15 protein-coding genes and 1 tRNA gene are annotated in these 20548 nt (G+C 39.0%); 9 read left to right on the top strand and 7 right to left on the bottom strand.

Annotated features, from left to right (window positions below):
* The first annotated feature begins 806 nt into the window (after positions 1 to 806).
* On the top strand, positions 807 to 1112 hold the full coding sequence (locus TERY_RS21765) for a 2Fe-2S iron-sulfur cluster-binding protein (RefSeq protein WP_044137926.1): 306 nt from the start codon (positions 807 to 809) through the stop codon (positions 1110 to 1112).
* A gap of 44 nt (positions 1113 to 1156) precedes the next feature.
* The gene (gene psbM / locus TERY_RS28905) at positions 1157 to 1264 is read left to right on the top strand and encodes a photosystem II reaction center protein PsbM (RefSeq protein WP_071820714.1); all 108 of its coding nucleotides are present in this window, start codon (positions 1157 to 1159) and stop codon (positions 1262 to 1264) included.
* A 566-nt stretch (positions 1265 to 1830) separates the two neighbouring features.
* On the opposite strand, the gene TERY_RS21760 is transcribed toward psbM, so the two are convergent.
* Positions 1831 to 2673, bottom strand: a complete 843-nt coding sequence (locus TERY_RS21760) for a universal stress protein (protein WP_011613811.1) — start codon at positions 2671 to 2673, stop codon at positions 1831 to 1833.
* 105 nt (positions 2674 to 2778) lie between these two features.
* Here TERY_RS21760 and TERY_RS21755 point away from each other — a divergent pair, with 105 nt between their 5' ends.
* Positions 2779 to 3264: a YbgC/FadM family acyl-CoA thioesterase gene (locus TERY_RS21755; protein WP_011613810.1), complete on the top strand. Its 486-nt coding sequence runs from the start codon at positions 2779 to 2781 to the stop codon at positions 3262 to 3264.
* Between the two features lie 745 nt (positions 3265 to 4009).
* Here TERY_RS21755 and TERY_RS21750 read toward each other — a convergent pair.
* Positions 4010 to 4252 (bottom strand): hypothetical protein, encoded by a 243-nt coding sequence (locus TERY_RS21750; protein ID WP_011613809.1) that lies wholly within the window; start codon positions 4250 to 4252, stop codon positions 4010 to 4012.
* Between the two features lie 393 nt (positions 4253 to 4645).
* A complete protein-coding gene (locus TERY_RS21745; protein ID WP_011613808.1) occupies positions 4646 to 5428 on the bottom strand; it encodes a Uma2 family endonuclease in 783 nt (260 codons plus the stop codon).
* 131 nt (positions 5429 to 5559) lie between these two features.
* Here TERY_RS21745 and TERY_RS21740 point away from each other — a divergent pair, with 131 nt between their 5' ends.
* Both TERY_RS21740 and TERY_RS33810 read left to right on the top strand, forming a co-directional pair.
* Positions 5560 to 6762, top strand: coding sequence for a U32 family peptidase (locus TERY_RS21740; protein WP_011613807.1), 1203 nt, complete (start codon positions 5560 to 5562; stop codon positions 6760 to 6762).
* Between the two features lie 243 nt (positions 6763 to 7005).
* Complete coding sequence (locus tag TERY_RS33810; protein ID WP_155994567.1) at positions 7006 to 7164, top strand: hypothetical protein; 159 nt, start codon at positions 7006 to 7008, stop codon at positions 7162 to 7164.
* Positions 7165 to 7459: 295 nt separating this feature from the next.
* On the opposite strand, the gene TERY_RS25835 is transcribed toward TERY_RS33810, so the two are convergent.
* Positions 7460 to 11137, bottom strand: a complete 3678-nt coding sequence (locus TERY_RS25835; protein WP_011613806.1) for a Calx-beta domain-containing protein — start codon at positions 11135 to 11137, stop codon at positions 7460 to 7462.
* A gap of 254 nt (positions 11138 to 11391) precedes the next feature.
* The gene (locus TERY_RS25830; protein WP_011613805.1) at positions 11392 to 15060 is read right to left on the bottom strand and encodes a Calx-beta domain-containing protein; all 3669 of its coding nucleotides are present in this window, start codon (positions 15058 to 15060) and stop codon (positions 11392 to 11394) included.
* 171 nt (positions 15061 to 15231) lie between these two features.
* On the opposite strand from TERY_RS25830, the gene TERY_RS21725 reads away from it, so the two are divergent.
* Positions 15232 to 16407 carry a U32 family peptidase gene (locus TERY_RS21725; protein WP_011613804.1) on the top strand — a complete coding sequence of 392 codons (1176 nt, stop codon included), beginning with the start codon at positions 15232 to 15234 and terminating at the stop codon, positions 16405 to 16407.
* Between the two features lie 175 nt (positions 16408 to 16582).
* On the opposite strand, the gene TERY_RS21720 is transcribed toward TERY_RS21725, so the two are convergent.
* Positions 16583 to 16666 (bottom strand) — tRNA-Leu (locus TERY_RS21720).
* A gap of 213 nt (positions 16667 to 16879) precedes the next feature.
* Here TERY_RS21720 and ndhL point away from each other — a divergent pair.
* The 3 genes from ndhL to trpA all read left to right on the top strand — a co-directional run bounded on the left by ndhL (position 16880) and on the right by trpA (position 18861).
* Positions 16880 to 17116, top strand: coding sequence for an NAD(P)H-quinone oxidoreductase subunit L (gene ndhL, locus TERY_RS28900; protein ID WP_011613803.1), 237 nt, complete (start codon positions 16880 to 16882; stop codon positions 17114 to 17116).
* Entirely contained in the window at positions 17116 to 17439 is a 324-nt protein-coding gene (locus TERY_RS21715) for a DUF3007 family protein (protein ID WP_011613802.1), read from the top strand. The genes ndhL and TERY_RS21715 overlap by 1 nt, the downstream gene beginning before the upstream one ends.
* A 624-nt stretch (positions 17440 to 18063) precedes the next feature.
* A complete protein-coding gene (trpA, locus tag TERY_RS21710; protein ID WP_011613801.1) occupies positions 18064 to 18861 on the top strand; it encodes a tryptophan synthase subunit alpha in 798 nt (265 codons plus the stop codon).
* A gap of 371 nt (positions 18862 to 19232) precedes the next feature.
* Here the strand turns inward: trpA and TERY_RS21705 are convergent, their stop codons facing one another.
* Positions 19233 to 20306, bottom strand: a complete 1074-nt coding sequence (locus TERY_RS21705; RefSeq protein WP_011613800.1) for a DUF3474 domain-containing protein — start codon at positions 20304 to 20306, stop codon at positions 19233 to 19235.
* Positions 20307 to 20548 lie beyond the last annotated feature (242 nt).

The raw sequence follows: 20548 nt of genomic DNA, 5'->3' as shown, positions 1-20548 counted from the left end.
GGATCAGATAATAGGCCAAGGTTTATCTAGATAAATTTAGTATCAATGTTTAATTTATTGGTGATGGTTTGGCGATCGCTTTGTCTAGTGAACCTAATTTACTGAATATAAATAGGTAAGAGTTTTAGGGATTTTTCTACTACTTTTAAGATGACAGGTTAAGGTGTAAAATGTAGGCCTGAACTAAGAAAGTCAAAAGTCACCCATTTATAAGTCAAGGCTTTTTAACTCCTTTAAGAGTTATTACTAACTTTTCTCTGAAAAGATATCTGGGGAGAGGGGAGATGGAGAGGTTGGGGGACTTTAAGAAAAATAGGTTAAAAATAAGCTCTAAAACTTATAGTGTAATCTTTTTACTTTAAATATACGGTTTTTTTTGTTTGGGTCAATAGTCCAAATCAAACAAAAATAGTTTCAGATAAATAAATTGAAGGCGCTTTTTATTTCATTAGACCACAGGGTGAGTGACCAGTGACCATAAAATGCTCCGCAACATATTTGCGTAGAATGCCGAAAGCAACTTTATAGGGTTTTGGTTATGACCTGAGGTCATGAATCTCAAAAGTATTTTGATACAAGGATATTATAAGATTTGGATGATTTAAATATTCAGAATCTGGATAAGTTTTGGCCTCTATGGGTCGGCCTAGGAACTGGTTAGTTTATCTCAGAATTAATTGCTCACAGATAAGGAAAAACTAATAAAAAGTTGCCTGATGCGGGTGGGAGACTTTAAACTTAAAAATTAAGTTAAAGTTCTTAATATTAGTTAATATTTTTTTATAACAATAAATTAATAATTCATGATGGCCAACATTAAGTTTGAAAACGAAAATCAGGAAGTAATTGCTGCTGATGGAGCCAATTTAAGGCTCAAAGCTCTAGAAAATCGCGTTGACATTTACACCTTTACGGCCAAATTGATGAATTGTGGTGGCTATGGACAGTGTGGCACTTGTGTTGTAGAAATTATTGAAGGTCTGGAAAATCTTTCACCCCGTACTGAGGTGGAAGAAAAAAAGTTAAAAAAGAGGCCTGAAAACTGGAGATTAGCTTGTCAGGTCCTAGTGAACGGTCCTGTGGTTGTCAAAACAAAACCAAAACGTAAATAATGGTATTCTGGATTTATGGTATTTAAATTCTTCGGTGGGTAATTATGGAAGTTAATGATTTGGGTTTTGTGGCAACCATTTTGTTTATATTTGTGCCAGCGGTTTTCTTGATCATTTTGTACATTCAAACCAATAATAGTCAACAAAGCTAAAAAGCTAGGAGTTGATCACAGAAAAAAATCAAGTAGGAGTAAAGTTTTTAGCTTTATCGTCGAGAAGCTTTACGCTCTTGTTAAAGATTATGGCGTGAGATGAATCAATGGTTAGTTAATGGGACTTAATGTCCCATTAATTTACAATATTATTCTGGGTTTTTTTGATGGTCAAATTGTGGCGAAAAAGTCCCTATATAATTATCCAAAATAACTCCCAAATTGTGAGTACTGCGGTATGTTAATAGAGGGTAATGTAGACCCAAGGATCAGTATAAAAAACAGGGCGGTAAAGCATTTCGTCTTTAAGGTCGTTGAAGTCTGACGGAGTACTGGGACTCTTAAAGGAGAGCCCACACCATAGCATTAGCTTAGTGTGGGAGTATTTTATATTATGCTCCTACTTTTGAAGACTTATATAACTAACCATTAGCACTCATTCATCTGTTAAGTTATAGTAGTTTTGGTGGTTTGGCGCTAGAGGATAAAGATAGTTAGTAGGTTTATGGTAGCAAAAATAGAGGAGGGTTAAAGGGGGCTAAATTTTGAGTTTTCTGTGGCGCTCTTTAGCGGATTAAAAGTACAGGAGAACTACTATAAACTCTTACATAGTCTGATAAAGAGTTTCCTAATAGTTTATCGAGGTCTACAAGGTTCTTGGCTACGGATGGACGACGATCTGGTGAACCCAAGATTAATAGACCTACATTCAATTCCTGAGAGATTTTACAAATTTCTGGCCCAGGTTTACCACTTGCAGTAACACAACTATATTTAATACCCCTTTTTTTTGCTTCTGCTATAGCTTCGGCTATTATAGGCTCTTTTTCTGCATCTGATGTGTAGTCTTGACTAGACTTACCACTCATGTCTTTCTTGACATAGCTCAAAATTAATTTTCCTCCAGAAACTTGACTGACTAAGTCCATACCCAACTTGAGAGAATTTTTTCCTTCTTCTGATGGGTCTAAGACAACCATCACATTTTTAATTTTTTGGATATAGACATCGTCTTTTACCAATAACATGGGATGAGTAGTTAACTGGAAAACATATTGACTAACTGAATTTTCTAGAATGGCTCGGAGCTTGCCTAAACCCCGGGAACCCATAATAATTAGGTCAGATTTTTCTTCGTCAGCTATTTGACAAACAATATCTTTTGGGTCTCCTTGTTTGAGTCGAGAATTAATTTTTTCGGGAGCTACTTTTAATGATTTAACAGCTTCAGCTAAAATTTTACCGCCTTCTTCTAATTTTCTTGACATACCTTCTGAAGTAACTTGAGGCTGTATAACGTGTAGGACAGTTACAGATGCTTTTTGGAAAGAGGGGATATCCATCAACATATTGAGCATCTCTTCACATAATCCCCGACCACCTACTGCTAACAAAATTTTATTAATCATATCTTAAGTTAAGTGAACCAAATAATAATAGTCATTTAAACTAGCATATATTCCTAATTGCAATGGTAAATTTGAGAAATGTAGAGTTTTAGAAATTTTTGTAAAGTGGCCTCATCAGAACAATTTCAACCTCAATTACCTACAAGTGCAATTGAAAATCAACCTACTGAAAAGCCGGAAGTCTGGTTTGAATATGTAGTTCGGGTTTATCCACACCATACTGACTATGGTGGTATTGTTTGGCATGGAGTTTATCTTTCTTGGATGGAGGAGGCGAGAGTCGAAAGTTTACGTTCTATTGGTATTGAATTTGCTGAGTTAGTTAACCTCGGTTGTGATTTGCCAGTAGTCGATCTTTCGATAAAATATCATCAACCTATAAAGCTGGGTATGGTAGTTGTGGTCAAGACCTGCATGAGAAATACTCAAGGGGTTAGGTTAGAATGGGATTACAAAATTCAATCTTTGGATAATCAAGAATTATATACGACTGCCAAAGTGACTTTAGTAACTGTTGACCGGGAAAAAGGTAAAATTATGCGTCGTTTACCTCCATCAATAGAAGCAATTTTTACAAGGCTTTCAAAATAATTTAGGGTTCCTTGAGTTATTAATCAAATTCAAGTATTTTGAAATTTTACTTGAGTCATATACATATTAATTTTTAGGTTTTATTTTGAGCTTTACTGTGGCAATGCCTGCCGAGAATAGAGAAAATGTCTACTATTACTCTTGAAAAAGCTGCGATCGCAATTTTTATCACCAAAAATATTTCCTGGTAAATAGTAATTTTTGATAATAATATTACAAACAATACTGCTGAAATTATTGAATAATTTCAGTTAGTTAAAAGAATTTTTTCCAGAATTATATTTGAGGAATTGCGATCGCCTATTTCAAGAAGTGGACTATTTCATAGCTATTTTTTAATTTATCTGGTCTCAACTAATAGAAAAAGAATATCTATTAGAGAAAATTGAAGTAAAAATATGGAATTAAGATAGTTTTTTTCGACATTAGGTCGTAGACATATAGAAACAGAATTTAACCTCAAATTAAATACTGCAAAACTAGAATAAATACATGATAATATTAGTACTATATCAAATCTAGTATGATTGCCATAATTCACTTTTGAAAACATCAATTTTTTTTTTAATAACTAGTAATATAAAATCCAGTTAAATACTTATTATATTTACAAATTATATTTACAAAAGGAAGACAGGGAGCAAAAGGTACCTAATGCTGGATGGAATGAATAAAGTGAGAAGCTACAGTCTTGATGCTTAACCCCCACTTATTTGCTCACCCCACCTCTATTTTTGAACTCCCATTATTTAATATCAAAATCTATTCCTGTTTCTTGAAGTAAATTTTCTAAACGTTTAGCAAGTTCTTTAGCAACTTCCTTAGGGAGGCGTTCCTGTTGGAGTTCTGAGTGAGTAACTTCTTTAGCCTGACGTTCTTCATTCAATTGTTCTTGGACATCATCCAATTGTTCCTGAACTTCATTTAACCGTTTTTGAACCTCCAGATAATCTCTAAATAATTGACCATCTGGAGGTTTGTTGGCCATTACTATCCAGATAAACAATTTCTTGATGGGTTTCGGTTTCGAGTTGTTTCACCATTGTTTTTTTCCCTGAAAATTTCTGCAAAACCTCTATATTTGAATTATAAACATTCAGCTATTGGTACTTACAGCGCTTTTCAGACTGATAAATATGGTCACAACCAAAACAAAACTTTGTAAAGACTTTCCATGGAACGTCCCTACTGTGGTCTACTAAAATTAAAGTTGCTGTAAACATTTTCTGGTGAAAAAGATGGGGAAAGGTCGTTCTAGAAAAGGAAATTATGTCTATGCCCTAAAAATGGCTAGAACCCTCGCTTATTCAGGATTTATACCTTTTTGAGATAGAAGCCTTCCCCCGTCTATATTTAAGTCTGTTTGAGCCCCCTATTTTTTTTAAGTCCCACTATCAGTATCTATTCCTGCTTCTCGAAGTAATTTTTCTAAACGTTTGGCACGTTCTTCAGCAAGTTCTTTAGCCTGACGTTCCTGTTGGAGCTCTGACTTAGCAAGTTCTTTAGCCTGACGTTCCTCATTCAATTGTCCTTGGACGTCGTCCAATTGTTCTTGGACATTGTCCAATTGTTCTTGAACTTCATTTAACCGTTTTTGAACCTCCAGATAATCTGCAAATAATTGACCATCTGGATGATATAATTGTAAAGTTTCGGGCAAGACCTCAAAGCGAATTCCTAATCTTGGAGAGACCCAACCATTCATTTCATCAATTACATCCAGTAAGGACTCAGAACGCAACCATCCTGTCAAATCATTTTTTTGTGGGTCATACAAATAATACTCTTCCACTCCATAATTATCATAGAATAGGCGTTTCTTACTCATCTCCTTCAAAGTATTTCCTGGAGAAAGAATTTCAAACACTACTTGGGGAGCAATATTATTTTCTTTCCATTGCTGATAAGAACCTCGATCTCCTTTAGGTACTCCAAACGCTACCATAACATCTGGGGCTTGACGCAACTTATTATCCCCAACTACAGGATACCAAAGTAAATCTCCAGCTACAAAGACTTGAGGATTTTCGGCAAATAGCCAAGCTAAATTATGGTAGAGGACCGCTATCCAGCGAAATTGAACTGTATTATCTGCTATTGGTTGGCCATCACTATCGGGATAAACAATTTCTTGATGGGTTTCGGTTTTGAGTTGTTTCACCATGGTTTTTCTTGCTGCAAATTTCTGCAAAACCTGTATTTTTGAATTATAGCGTTAATTCTGATTCTTTAAAGCATGATTTAGGGAGGGAGCTAAAATATATAAGTTCATGACTATGAATATATATAAATAATATGTGGAAACCAGAATTGTTAGCTCCTGCTAAAAATCTTGAACGTCTAAAGGTTGCGGTTACTTATGGTGCTGATGCTGTTTATGTGGGGGGGCAAAAATACGGTCTGCGGACGCGAGCGGATAATTTTTCTGACTATGACTTGGAATATGGGGTAAATTTTGCTCACGAAAATGATGCTAAGGTCTACCTGACTCTGAATGCTTTTCTCCATGATGATGATTTTGAGGGTTTGGCAGAATATTGTCGGTTTCTAGAATATATTGGTATTGATGGGGTTATTGTTTCTGACTTGGGGGTTTTGCGAGTGGTGAAACGTAGTTCTGATATCGATATTCATCTCTCGACTCAAGCATCTTGTCTGAATTCTTATGCTGGTCAAATGTGGAAACAGTTTGGTGTGAAGCGTCTGATAGTGGGGCGAGAAGTTAGTGTGGTAGAGGGTGGGGCAATTAGAGCGCAGACTGGCGTTGATGTGGAAATGTTTGTGCATGGTGCTATGTGTATGGCTTTTTCGGGTAATTGTACAATCTCTAATTTTACTGCTGGTAGAGACTCTAACCGTGGTGGTTGTATTCAGTCTTGTCGTTTTCCCTATCAGTTGGGGGAAAAAACTGATGATCGCCCGGTGACTTTTATGTCTTCTAAAGATTTATGGGGTATTCACCAGGTAGGAGGGTTTTTTGAGCATCAAATTTGTTCTCTGAAAATAGAGGGGCGGATGAAGTCGTCGTTTTATGTGGCGGTGACTTGTCGGGCTTATCGGCAAGCGATCGATGCTTATGGGGAGGGGAGGTTAACTCCAGAAATGTTGAGTCAAATTGTGGCTGAGTTAGAGTCTATTCCTCACCGTGACTATGATTCTGCTTCGTTGGAAAGTCCTGCAGGGAGTGATTCTGTATATAAGCAGTTGGAAAGTAGTAGGGGTACTCATGAGTATTTAGGAATTGTAATGGAGACGACGTCAGAAAGTATTGTTTTACAGTTGGTTGAGTCTGTGGCGCTGGGAGATGAAATTGAGATTATTCCGGTGCATGGGGAGGTTATGCGCTGGCGGTTGAGTCAGCTTGTTTCTGTGGTTGGCGATCGCTTGGAGAAAATGCGAGCGGGGAATGTGGTTTGTATTCCTAAGGCTGTGGCGCCTGGGGTTTTAAATAATGTTGAAAAATTAAATGTGGTCAGGGTGGCAGGTGTTAGGTGTTAGGTTTTGGGTTTTAGATGTGAATAATATTATGTTTATGACCTAGATAAAAATGAATTAAGTGGCTTTTTACTCTCGGATTTACTAAGGTTTAAAACAGAAAAAAATAGCTTTATAGTAATGGCAAAAATATTTCTGAATTTTGGCTGAAAAAAATTACGGGAAATGGGTATTAAACTAGATTTATATTGTTTGAATAATTAGCGATCGCTAACCTAAAAAATGCTATGATTTAAAGTACAAGGTATGATGGGAGTTAAGATAATTTATCAACTAAAATCTCAGCTAAAATCTGACAAAAAATTAACTATTATTTACCCGGACAGTGATAGTAAACCTATAGCAGATAATACTAAACAATTTCGTTGGATAAGTATTATATCTAATAATGATGAATTAACATAATAAATAGGGAGCAAATTAAATATCAAGCTATTATTTGCCCCCACTAGCTGAAAAAGCCTTTTTAAGAAGTTGGGAACCCACCCCTAGCTCCCACCAGGATGAGATTAAGGCGGCAAGTTTTAGTTAGCAGGCCGCAGCTCCCAGCCTGGTTTTACACGAATGATACTATCTAACATAATATTAGGAAATTATTAGGAAATTATCTTTATTTAGACCTCAGATAAAATCTCAGAAAGCTGATACTTTCATCAGTTAAAAATTGAGAAGTTCAAACTGATTATTTATAGACATTTTATCATCTCTCAACAATATTAATACTTAAATTATATGTAGTCCTATTCGAGCCCACTGGAAAAACTCTCAAATAATAAATACCAGGGTCCAAAGTCTTATTAATAGCTTCTAAACCAAGACCATCTACATTTGACCGGAAAAGTAAACTATCATCTTGATCATATAATTCCATTCCTATATTTTGCACAAAACTATCCATAAAAATATTTACTAAACCTTCTTTTTCCACCTCAAAACGAAAATAGTCTTCTGTATCTCGGTTGGCTCCTCCAGTGGTAAACCCAATTTTATCAGACTTCAAAATTGGCTTTTCGGAAAGAACTCCTAAGTCAATAGCTTCTCTGTCGTTATCCTGAATAGTCCCGACTCCTTTCCCATCCGATAAGTTAGCATTTTTAGGGCTGCTGAGTATGACCTCAAATTTCTCATTCGCTTCATTATCGGTATCTCCCAAAATAGGAACATTCACCGTCTTTTTCGTCTCCCCTGGTTTGAATATCACCACTCCCCTTTTCTTTTGAAAGTCTTTTCCTGACTTAGCGCTGCCCTCAACGGTCTCATAATTAACTTTCACTGTTTGAGTGCTACTCTTATCTAACTTGACTTCAAACTCCATCTCTTTCTTTTCTGTATTTCCTTCCGTAATTTTAGCATCACTGATGGATATTTCCGGGAGCTTGTCATTATCCTGAATAATAGCCGTGGCATATTGATCTGTCTGAGCTGAAAATTCTCCATTTTGGGCACCGCTGAGTTTGACCTGAAACAACTCAAGATTTTCTGATAATGTGTCTCCCAAAGTGGAAATGTTGATGGTTTTTCTCGTCTGCCCTGGTTTGAATATCACGACTCCGCTTTTCTTTTCATAGTCTTTTCCTGACTTGGCGCTGCCGTCAATAGTCTCATAATTTACTTTCACTGTTTGGTTGCTGGCGCTATTCAATTTGACTTCAAATTTCATGTTTTTCTTATCCCTGTTGCCTTCTGTAATTTTGGCATCACTGATGGATATTTGCGGTTGGTCATTATCCTGAATAATACCTGTGGCATATTGATCTGTCTGAGCTGAAAATTTCCCATTTTGGGCACTGGTGAGTTTGACCTGAAACAACTCAAGATTTTCCGATAAAGCGTCTCCCAATACTGAAACGTTAACTGTCTTTTTCGTCTCCCCTGGTCTGAATGTCACTACGCCGCTTTTCTGTTGAAAATCTTTTCCTGACTTAGCGCTCCCATCTACTGTGGTATAATTTACTGTGACTGTTTTGTTGCTGGGGTTGCTCAGTTTGACTTGAAATGTCATTTTTTTCTGACCCCGGTCTCCTTCTACTATTTCCCCATCCCCGATGGATATTTGGGGGGTTTTCTGGGGTAATGTTTCGTCGTTATCAATAATTCTGCCGACTGCTGTGTTGTCTGAAAAATTTCCATTTTGGGCACGGCTGAGTTTGACTTGAAACTGTTCGTTATTTTCATCCAGGGTATCTCCCAAAATGGGAATGTTCACTATTTTTTTCGTCTGCCCTGGTTGGAATGTCAGGACTCCCCTTTGATTTCGAAAATCTTTTCCTGACTTGGCGCTGCCCTCTTGGGTTCCATAATTTACTCTCACTGTTTTCCCGCTGGGGTTGTTTAATTTGACTTCAAATTCCATGTTTTTCTGACCTCGGTTTCCTTCCGTAATTTTGGCATCGCCGATGGATATTTGGGGAACTGGGTCGTTATCAACGATGGTGCCTGTAGCTCTCCCATCTTTGATGTTGGCATTTTGGGGGCGGCTCAGAGCGACTCGGAATTTTTCCTGGGGTTCGTCTCGGTTATCTCCCAAGATGGGAACTGTGATGTTTTTGTTGGTTTCTCCTGGTCGGAAGGTGAGGGTGCCTTTGGTGAGTTTGTAGTCTTGGTTGACTTTGGCGGTTTGGTTGGCTGTGGTGTAGTTGACTTTGACTGTGGTGGTTGTGGGGTTGTCTAGGGTGACCGTGAATTTGGCGGTTTTATTTGTGTTGCCTTCGGTGAGCTTGGTGTCGGAGATGGTGATGTTGGGGATGATGGTTATGGGGGTTTTGTTGATGAGGATGGATACGTTGTCTGAAAATTCGTTCGCCGTAGCCAGATCAGGAATGCCGTCTCCATTTAAATCTTCTGCTGCTACTGATATAGGTCCGTCTCCCACCGGAAAATTAGTAGCTGAACCAAAACTACCGTCATCTTTTCCTGATAACACTGATACGTTGTCTGAACCATTGTTCGCCACAGCCAGATCAGGAATGCCATCTCCATTAAAATCTCCTACTGCTACTGACGCAGGTCGGTCTCCCACCGGAAAATTAGTAGCTGAACCAAAACTACCGTCACCTTTTCCTGATAACACTGATACGTTGTCATCGCCACCGTTCGCCACAGCCAGATCAGGAATGCCATCTCCATTTAAATCTTCTGCTGCTACTGAGAATGGTCGGTCTCCCACCGGAAAATTAGTAGCTGAACCAAAACTACCGTCACCTTTTCCTGATAACACTGATACGTTGTTATCGCCACCGTTCGCCACAGCCAGATCAGGAATGCCATCTCCATTAAAATCTTCTACTGCTACTGATATTGGTTCGTCTCCCACCGGAAAATTAGTAGCTGAACCAAAACTACCGTCACCTTTTCCTAATAACACTGATACGTTGTCTGAACTAAGGTTCGCCACAGCCAGATCAGGAATGCCATCTCCATTGAAATCTTCCGCTGCCAAGAAAAAAGGCCAGTCTCCCACCGGAAAATTAGTCGGTGAACCAAAACTACCGTCACCTTTTCCTGATAACACTGATACGTTGTCGTCCCTAGAGCTCGGCACAGCCAGATCAGGAATGCCATCTCCATTAAAGTCTCCTGCTACCATTCTATTAGCTCCGTCTCCCACCGGAAAATTAGTGGCTGAACCAAAACTACCGTCACCTTTTCCTAATAAAACTGATACGTTTTCTGAAGAAAAGTTCGCCACAGCCAGATCAGGAATGCCATCTCCATCAAAATCTCCTACTGCTACTGACACAGGTAGAACTCCCACCTTAAAATTACGAGCCTTCTCAAAATCAACCTTTTCACTAGCCTCAACCTCAACCTCAACACCCCCGACCCAAATATCTACCCGATCATCCTGACCCCGAAGCATCATCACCTGAAACTGAGTCAACTCCTCACCCCTCACCAAAGCAGCCAATAACTCACCCTCATCTCCAGGGGAGTCCGACTCAGACAACTGAGAGTCCAAAAAATGCCCCAACTCCTCCAACAGCACATCCACCAAAACCCCATCAGTATCAGGCAATAAAGAATCAGCCAAATAAATTGAACCAGTCAAAGGATCATAGGCACCCACCGCCGGCTCCATATCCGCCGCCGGCAACATAATAACCTCCGGCAAATTTTCCCCAGTCAAAACATCCTTTATCTGCTCCTTTGCCAGCTCCGGGTCCACAGTTTCACCAAAAGCCGTTTTAATATAGTCATCGAACTCGGGAGCCAAGATAAAATCAGCTAATTCGTCACGAACCTCACCCCAGGCACCTTGTATCATCGGGTCTGTAACCTCAGGGTTCGAGTCAGCCCCAGGGAGATAGTGGACATTTAGGGATGTCTCATCTGGTTCCTCGGGAAATAAAGAATGGTCATCTGGAGAAAATTCGTCCATGGGAAATTTAGAGTATAGTTTGACTAAATATTATAATAGCTGACTTGAAATTTGAAAAGGCGTTAAATTTTTGATTTTTGATTTTTGATTTTTGGTTGCAATGCCTGGTTTTACACGAATGATACTATCTAACATAATATTAGGAAATTATTAGGAAATTATGTTTATTTAGACATCAGCTCAAACCTCAGAAAGCTGATATTTTCATCAGTTAAAAATTGAGAAATTCCAACTTATTATTTATAGACACCTTATCAACTCTCAATAATATTAATACTCAAATTATATTTAGTTCTACTGGGTCCCACTGGAAAAACTCTCAAATAATAAACACCTGGTTCCAAGACATTCTCAATAGCCTCAAAACCAAGACCCTCTACATTTGACTGGAAAAGTAAACTATCATCTTGATCATATAATTCCATTCCTATATCTTGCACAAAAACATCCATAAAAATATTAACTAAACCTTCTTTTTTCACCTCAAAACGAAAATAGTCTTCTATATTTCGGTTGACTCCAGTGGTAAACCCAATATTATCAGCCTTAAAAATTGCCTTTTCCGAAAGAACTCCTAAGTCAATAGCTTCTCTGTCGTTATCCCGAATAATGCCGACTGCTTTCCCATCCGATAACTTACCGTTTTTCGCGCCGCTGAGTCTGACCTCAAATTTCTCATTCGCTTCATCATCAGTATCTCCCAAAATAGGAACATTCACTGTCTTTTTCCTCTCCCCGGGCTTGAATGTCAGGACTCCCTTTTTCTTTTGAAAATCTTCTCCTGACTTAGCGCTGCCCTCAACCGTCTCATAATTAACTTTCACTGTTTGACTACTACTATTATCTAACTTGACTTCAAACTTCATGTTTTTCTGACCTCGGTCTCCTTCCGTAGTTCTGGCATCACGGATGGATATTTTAGGCACTATGTCATTATCCTGAATTCTGCCTACTCCTTTGCTGTCTGATAGTTCCGCATTTTGGGCACCGCTGAGTTTAACCTGAAACTGCTCTGTCTTTTCAACAAAAGTATCTCCTAAAGTGGGAACATTCACTGTCTTTTTCGTCTGCCCGGGCTTGAATGTCACCACTCCCTTTTGGTTTTGAAAATCTTTTCCTGACTTAGCGCTGCCTTCAACGGTCTCATAATTTACTCTCACTGTTCGGTCGCTGGGGTTGTTCAACTTGACTTCAAATTCCATGTTTTTCTTACCCCTATTTCCTTCTGTCACTTTGCTGTCACTGATGGATATTTGCGGTGGTTTGTCATTATCCTGAATAATACCCGTGGCAAACTGATCTCTCTGACCTGAAAATTCTCCGTTTTGGGCACTGGTGAGTTTGACCTGAAACAACTCAAGATTTTCTAAGAAGACGTCTCCAAACACTGAAATGTTAACTGTCTTTTTCGTCTCCCCTGGTCTGAATGTCACTACGCCGCTTTTCCGTTGAAAATCTTTTCCTGACTTAGCGCTCCCATCTACTGTCGTATAATTTACTGTGACTGTTTTGTTGCTGGGGTTGCTCAGTTTGACTTGAAATGTCATTTTTTTCTGACCCCGGTCTCCTTCTACTATTTCCCCATCCCCGATGGATATTTGGGGGGTTTTCTGGGGTAATGTTTCGTCGTTATCAATAATTCTGCCGACTGCTGTGTTGTCTGAAAATTTTCCATTTTGGGCACGGCTGAGTTTGACTTGAAACTGTTCGTTATTTTCATCCAGGGTATCTCCCAAAATGGGAATGTTCACTATTTTTTTCGTCTGCCCTGGTTGGAATGTCAGGACTCCCCTTTGATTTCGAAAATCTTTTCCTGACTTGGCGCTGCCCTCTTGGGTTCCATAATTTACTTTGACTGTTTTCCCGCTGGGGTTGTTTAATTTGACTTCAAATTCCATGTTTTTCTGACCTCTGTTTCCTTCCGTAATTTTGGCATCGCCGATGGATATTTGGGGAACTGGGTCGTTATCAACGATGGTGCCTGTAGCTCTCCCATCTTTGATGTTGGCATTTTGGGGGCGGCTCAGAGCGACTCGGAATTTTTCCTCGGGTTCGTCTCGGTTATCTCCCAAGATGGGAACTGTGATGTTTTTGTTGGTTTCTCCTGGTCGGAAGGTGAGGGTGCCTTTGGTGAGTTTGTAGTCTTGGTTGACTTTGGCGGTTTGGTTGGCTGTGGTGTAGTTGACTTTGACTGTGGTGGTTGTGGGGTTGTCTAGGGTGACGGTGAATTTGGCGGTTTTATTTGTGTTGCCTTCGGTGACCTTGGTGTCGGAGATGGTGATGTTGGGGATGATGGTTATGGGGGTTTTGTTGATGAGGATGGATACGTTGTCTGAAAAGAAGTTCGCCGTAGCCAGATCAGGAATGCCGTCTCCATTTAAATCTTCTACTGCTACTGATCTAGGTGAGTCTCCCACCGGAAAATTAGTAGCTGAACCAAAACTACCGTCACCTTTTCCTGATAACACTGATACGTTGTCATCGCCACCGTTCGCCGTAGCCAGATCAGGAATGCCATCTCCATTAAAATCTCCTACTGCTACTGATCTAGGTGATTCTCCCACCGGAAAATTAGTAGCTGAACCAAAACTACCGTCACCTTTTCCTGATAACACTGATACGTTGTCTGACGAAAAGTTCGCCGTAGCCAGATCAGGAATGCCATCTCCATTAAAATCTCCTACTGCTACTGAGAAAGGTCCGTTTCCCACCGGAAAATTAGTAGCTGAACCAAAACTACCGTCACCTTTTCCTGATAACACTGATACGTTGGCTGACGAAAAGTTCGCCACAGCCAAATCAGGAATGCCATCTCCATTAAAATCTCCTACTGCTACTGATCTAGGTGAGTCTCCCACCGGAAAATTAGTAGCTGAACCAAAACTACCGTCACCTTTTCCTGATAACACTGATACGTTGTCATCCCACCAGTTCGCCACAGCCAGATCAGGAATGCCATCTCCATTTAAATCTTCTGCCGCTACTGAGAGAGGATGGTCTCCCACCGGAAAATTAGTAGCTGAACCAAAACTACCGTCACCTTTTCCTGATAACACTGATACGTTGTCATCCCACCAGTTCGCCACAGCCAGATCAGGAATGCCATCTCCATTGAAATCTTCTACTGCTACTGACACAGGTCCGTCTCCCACCGGAAAATTAGTAGCTGAACCAAAACTACCGTCACCTTTTCCTAATAACACTGATACGTTGTCTGAACTGTAGTTCGCCACAGCCAGATCAGGAATGCCATCTCCATTAAAATCTCCTGCTGCTACTGACCTTGGTCGGTCTCCCGCCCTAAAATTACGAGCCTTCTCAAAATCAACCTTTTCACTAGCCTCAACCTCAACCTCAACACCCCCGACCCAAATATCTACCCGATCATCCTGACCCCGAAGCATCATCACCTGAAACTGAGTCAACTCCTCACCCCTCACCAAAGCAGCCAATAACTCACCCTCATCTCCAGGGGAGTCCGACTCAGACAACTGAGAGTCCAAAAAATGCCCCAACTCCTCCAACAGCACATCCACCAAAACCCCATCAGTATCAGGCAATAAAGAATCAGCCAAATAAATTGAACCAGTCAAAGGATCATAGGCACCCACCGCCGGCTCCATATCCGCCGCCGGCAACATAATAACCTCCGGCAAATTTTCCCCAGTCAAAACATCCTTTATCTGCTCCTTTGCCAGCTCCGGGTCCACAGTTTCACCAAAAGCCGTTTTAATATAGTCATCGAACTCCGGGGCCAAGATAAAATCAGCCAATTCGTCACGAACCTCACCCCAGGCACCTTGTATCATCGGGTCTGTAACCTCAGGGTTCGAGTCAGCCCCAGGGAGATAGTGGACATTTAGGGATGTCTCATCTGGTTCCTCGGGAAATAAAGAATGGTCATCTGGAGAAAATTCGTCCATGGGAAATTTAGAGTATAGTTTGACTAAATATTATAATAGCTGACTTGAAATTTGAAAAGGCGTCAAGTTTTTGGTTTTAAGTTTGAAGTTTTAAACTTTTGGTTTTTGATTTTTGGTTTTTGGTTTTAGAATAAATAAACTTAAGCTCAAATTTTTCTTTTGGGAAACAAAATGCAATTTAATACTTTTGTCTCATCCATCAACGACCTAGAAAGGTGTGTCAAGGCCGCCAACTTAAAAGAAGTTTTACTGCAACCCACTCTCCTAGCCAGACAAGGGCAACTTTCACAACAACAAACACATTCACTAGCATCAACCGCAACAAAATATGGTTTACACCCGGTATTAGTGTGGGATATTTTGATGCCAGAACAAACCATGAAAAATATTTGTCAACAACTGAGTCTGTGGGAACTGAGCAAATTTCCAACAGTGCGGGTTTGCGACCCAGGAGCAGCTTGGTGGTTAAAAACTCATCATCCAAACATAGCACTACAGTTCATTGTCGAAACAGGAAACCACAACTTAGAAGCACTGAGGGGTTGGTGTGAAATTTTTTCTCAGTCTTTGGCACGTTTAATACTATCTATCGAGCTCCCAGAAAAAAAATTAATTGAATATTGTCAAAAACTCCCGGTTGCTTGTGAAATTCTGGGAGTCGGGCAAATATTGTTATTTTATTCCCCACGTTCCCTACTGTCTCCACATTTGTTAGACCCAGACTCAGAAAAAAAAATTCCCCTGGAAACCACAGTCTCATCGGAGGATAGCAATAACCGAAATTTTTCCACCTTAGAAACAGCCCACGGCACATTTATGTTTTTGGATAAAGATCAATTTATTTTAGACAAACTTGAAAATTTAGAAAAAAGTGGTTTGCATACAGTCTGTTTAGACCTGCGACATTTAGGGCAAAATGGAGATATAGCAGTAGACATTGACAAAATTTGTACTCATATTTTAACCGACCCCGTTTCTTTGCGGAAAAACTGGGGGAAACCAACCCAGTCAACCTTTTTTAAAGGCAACCGCACTAACTCAATGTTTTCCCGAATGAAGTCTAAGCACAAACTAGTTAAATATCGACAAAATCTTGGTTTAGCCGAAGTTGTAGCCGGAGAAAGCGGAAATTATATTGTCTTTCAAAGCTTGCGACCTTTTGCCGCCAGTCAAATAGAGAAAATAATAATACCTACCGGGGAAGAAATTGAAATTCCTGCAGAAATAGTATTGCGCAACCTAAATGGTCAAATAGTCCAGTCCTGCGATCGCGAACAAATTTTAATTACAGACTGGATCAGAAAAGCCATGCCAGGCTCATTATTGTTAGGTAAAAACCCAGAATAAAACCTAACAACAAAAAGCCATAACCAAAACCACCTTTAAATAGGAAAGCCATAAAATATTTTTATCACACTTGTCAAACTTTTGTGATAAAATAGAGTATTTTCAATAAAACCAAATCCGAGGCCCAGCCCTAAAAGCAAAACTCAAAAAAAGAAAAGAAAGGCCTAAATTCAAATGGGGGTGGTGGGACTTGAACCCACACGACTGTTAAGGTCAACGGATTTTAAGTCCGTAGCGTCTACCATTCCGCCACACCCCCAAATACTGGGAGGATTGCCCGAGGTTGTCAGCAATCATTATTTTATTTAATCACAACATCAAAATTTTGGCAAGTATATTTCCCAAAAAATTGAAATAATCTTGAGATTAGCCAGAAAAACAATCTCGTTATAATAATATATTAAACAGAATACAATTAACACAATTAATATAATTAATTATTATTAACTATTGTAATGTCCTCATCTTATTTATGAACTTAGACCTAGACACAAACCTAATCATCCTGATCATATATGCAGCCCTAGCCGGAGCCTACTTTCTAGTAATGCCAGCCATAGTTTATGCCTACCTAAAGACCCGTTGGTATGTAGTTAGTTCCATAGAAAGAGTATTCATGTACTTCCTGATGTTCCTATTCTTCCCAGGAATGTTAGTTTTGTCCCCATTTTTAAATTTTCGCCCTAGAAAACAACAAATTGAAAGTTAATGCGACGAATTGATGCTATTGGAATAAGTATCGGTATTTTTGTTGTTGGTGGTCTGACCTACTTAATACTACAAGTAGTAGGCATAGATAGTATGGACGCTGGTGTTTGGACACAAGCATTTTTAGTCATCGGTTTAGTAGGTTGGCTACTGAGCTATTTATTTCGGGTCAGCAATAGTGACATGACTTATAATCAACAGTTAAAAGACTATGAAGAGGCGGTAATGCAAAAACGTCTCGAAGAAATGACACCAGAAGAATTAGCCCAGTTGCAAGCTGAAGTTGAGCAGGAAAAGGCCACAAAGACTCACAAACAGAAATAACCTATCAAAATAATAATAGTCTTAGATAGTCACTGAATAAAAATCAACTTCAGTATTTAATCTGAGAAAAATTACCAAAAAATTGGGTTGAAAGTCTCGCCCTTCAAGGGCGACTTTTTAATTAATTTTTTTCAAAACATCAGTCATTATTTTGAAAGTTTTGAAAGTCAAATTCTGAAAGCTAAATTTAAGCGCCGTACATATCCAAAACCAGAAAAAAATACTATTTAGCTATCTTAAGTATGACTATATCCATATTTTTCGGAAAAAAATAGCCCAGCTTCCCGCCCAAAAAAGTACTCTCAAAAAGAGAAAAAAACTAAATAATTCTAAGCTATAAAAAAATTTATTACTGAGGCAAAAAAAAACTGAACACATAAAAAACCTTCAGTTATTTCTGCCATAAAATAGCAGTAATATAAAACCATGAGAATGCAGAGCAAAAATAATAAACTTTCCCAAATATTGCTCACTCATCCTCCTAATAAAAACAAACTCTGACTTCAGACCCTCTAAATTCAGACCTTGTTCAATTCCACCAAAACAACCTTTGTATATTACAAACCTAAATACTCCCCTATCCTAATTCTGAATTATTTACTATCTAATATTGAAAATTAAAAAATGATTTCAGTCTCCGATTGTTTTGAATCTCTACGCAATAATAGTAGTCAGTGTGCTCTAATTCCCTTCATTACCGCAGGGGACCCAGACTTAGAAACGACAGCCAAAGCTCTAGAGGTATTGGATAGAAGTGGGGCCAACATGATTGAGTTGGGAGTCCCTTATTCTGACCCTTTAGCTGATGGTCCAGTAATTCAAGCCGCTGCCACCCGTTCCTTAAACCGAGGGACTACTTTAGAGTCAGTATTAGAGGTAGTCCAGACCGTTAGTCCGAAATTGCGATCGCCAATTATCCTATTTACTTATTACAACCCAATTTTGTACAGAGGAGTCGAGAACTTCCTAAAAAAAATTTATGATGTAGGAGCTAGAGGTTTAGTAGTACCAGACCTGCCATTAGAAGAAGCCGATATTTTATTAGAACCAGCAAAAGATATTGGCATAGAGCTAACCTTATTAGTAGCACCCACAAGTCCAAAAGAGAGAATAAAGGCGATCGCTCATCAGTCCCAAGGATTTATATATTTAGTAAGTGTAACCGGAGTAACAGGAATGCGTGCTCAAATGCAGACCAGAGTAGAAGACTTGCTAGCACAAATGCGGGAAGTTACAGATAAACCCATAGGCGTCGGCTTTGGTATTTCTCAACCGGAACAAGCCTTACAGGTCAAAAAGTGGGGAAGCGATGCAGTCATTGTTGGTAGTGCAGTAGTAAAGCGGTTAGCAGAGGGAAGTCCCGATGAAGGTTTAAAAGCGATCGGCGAGTTTTGTCAAAATTTGAAAGCAGCTATTAACTGATAGCCAAAAACTGAAGGGAAAGAATAGAAACAGCTTAGACAAAAACTAATAAATCTTTTGCTTCTAAAGCACCCTCAAGAGAAAGAATAGACCAGGAAATGGATAGGGAAATTATATCCAAAGTTCATAGAAAAGAACAGAGAATTTACTTATCCCTAACCATTCCTGTAATACCTGGGAGAGGGGAGCTAGATATATTTATCCGTTGTCACCCTCAACCATAGTGAGACCAAAATACTAACTTTTTAAACCTTAAAGACTGAAAAAAAGACACTTTTTTTAACTTGAAAAAAGTCAAAAGTCTTATGTATCAATACTTTAAGACTTAATCAGTAAATCAGAATTATCAGAGTTGAATATCAAAGATATCTTCAGCTCAATTCCTCTGAAGGCTTTTTCCAAGCTGATCGATAATATATTTGAGAACCTGTATCTGAGACAAAATGACAATTCATGTAAGAATTAATAAAACTCTTCCATATTGGTTCGCTTGACTTGTGATAATATTCACCCAGGATAGGTTTAATTGCCTCCGTTGCTGTCTTCAAATGATAATGAGGCATATTTAGGAATATGTGATGAGCAACATGAGTACCAATGTCATGATGAATAGAGTTAATGAAACCATAGTCGCGGTCAATACTTGATAACGCGCCCTTGAGAAAATACCAGTCCTTTCCACGATACCAAGGAATATCTGAGTCAGTATGATGTAGGAAAGTTACTAAATCTAGCCAGATAACAAATATAATATAAGGAACTAGATAATATTTTACTAGAAAGACCCAACCAAATTGATAAGTTAGACAACCGAGAAAACCTACCATTAACATCCACAGTGCTGAACTAGTTAAAACATCCGATTTTTCATGGGGACGGAATAAAGGACTGTTGGGGACAAAGTGGGAACCTTCGCGGTTAGGCGATCGCTTAAATAAGTAGAGAGGATAAGCTAATAACAATAAATAGAAGCGAAATAGCTTTTCATACCAGAGCATCATATTGTACTTGCTCTCAGAAACTGGGTACCAACTTTCATCAGTTTCAATATTTCCTGTATTAGCATGATGAGTCCTATGACTAATACGCCAACCATGGAATGGCACGAGAATAGGAGTATGACACAAGTGTCCAACTAAATTATTAACCCATTTGTATTTTGAGAAAGAACCATGACCGCAGTCATGCCCGACTACAAATAAAGCCCAAAACATAGTTCCTTGCATTAACCAGAAGAAGGGAAAAAAGAACCATGAATCTAAACTGTAAGCAATACCATATAGACCTGCGATAATGCCAATATCCAGAAAGAAGTAGCTAAGAGACCTCCAGAGGGAAGATTTAAAACAGTGGGCAGGAATAGCTGCTTTCACCTCTTGAAGAGTAAAGGGCAACTCTATGGACTTTGTATCATTTGTTTGATCAAGAACAGTATTTGATTGCACTAAATTTTTTCAGTTTATCTAGTATGACCGATATTTCATCTTTCACAAGTGGTATGGAGCAGATTAAGTTTCCATAAATTACTTCTAGCTCTGCTGAATTAATAGAGAGAAAATGGATAGAAATTTATGCCATTTTGACTAAATTAAAGCAAATTTTATTAGCCTCAGAAAAATAGCCGTCAGTAGTAAACCAATCACGGTTTTTGATATGTCCCTTTTAAGACAAAGAGAGTTACAACAAA

The sequence above is a fragment of the Trichodesmium erythraeum IMS101 genome (assembly GCF_000014265.1).
GTDB classification, from domain to species: domain Bacteria; phylum Cyanobacteriota; class Cyanobacteriia; order Cyanobacteriales; family Microcoleaceae; genus Trichodesmium; species Trichodesmium erythraeum.
Note: the sequence above shows the minus strand (reverse complement) of the source record. Positions and strands in the feature narration are given on the sequence as shown.

Bases quoted from the DNA above. Each gene is read 5' to 3' on its own strand.
- TERY_RS21740 (WP_011613807.1), top strand. From the start codon at position 5,560: ATGTGGAAACCAGAATTGTTAGCTCCTGCTAAAAATCTTGAACGTCTA.
- TERY_RS21715 (WP_011613802.1), top strand. From the start codon at position 17,116: ATGCGACGAATTGATGCTATTGGAATAAGTATCGGTATTTTTGTTGTT.
- TERY_RS21760 (WP_011613811.1), bottom strand. From the start codon at position 2,673: ATGATTAATAAAATTTTGTTAGCAGTAGGTGGTCGGGGATTATGTGAA.
- TERY_RS33810 (WP_155994567.1), top strand. From the start codon at position 7,006: ATGATGGGAGTTAAGATAATTTATCAACTAAAATCTCAGCTAAAATCT.
- TERY_RS21745 (WP_011613808.1), bottom strand. From the start codon at position 5,428: ATGGTGAAACAACTCAAAACCGAAACCCATCAAGAAATTGTTTATCCC.
- psbM (WP_071820714.1), top strand. From the start codon at position 1,157: ATGGAAGTTAATGATTTGGGTTTTGTGGCAACCATTTTGTTTATATTT.
- trpA (WP_011613801.1), top strand. From the start codon at position 18,064: ATGATTTCAGTCTCCGATTGTTTTGAATCTCTACGCAATAATAGTAGT.
- TERY_RS25835 (WP_011613806.1), bottom strand. From the start codon at position 11,137: ATGGACGAATTTTCTCCAGATGACCATTCTTTATTTCCCGAGGAACCA.
- TERY_RS21765 (WP_044137926.1), top strand. From the start codon at position 807: ATGGCCAACATTAAGTTTGAAAACGAAAATCAGGAAGTAATTGCTGCT.
- TERY_RS21725 (WP_011613804.1), top strand. From the start codon at position 15,232: ATGCAATTTAATACTTTTGTCTCATCCATCAACGACCTAGAAAGGTGT.
- TERY_RS21750 (WP_011613809.1), bottom strand. From the start codon at position 4,252: ATGGCCAACAAACCTCCAGATGGTCAATTATTTAGAGATTATCTGGAG.
- ndhL (WP_011613803.1), top strand. From the start codon at position 16,880: ATGAACTTAGACCTAGACACAAACCTAATCATCCTGATCATATATGCA.
- TERY_RS25830 (WP_011613805.1), bottom strand. From the start codon at position 15,060: ATGGACGAATTTTCTCCAGATGACCATTCTTTATTTCCCGAGGAACCA.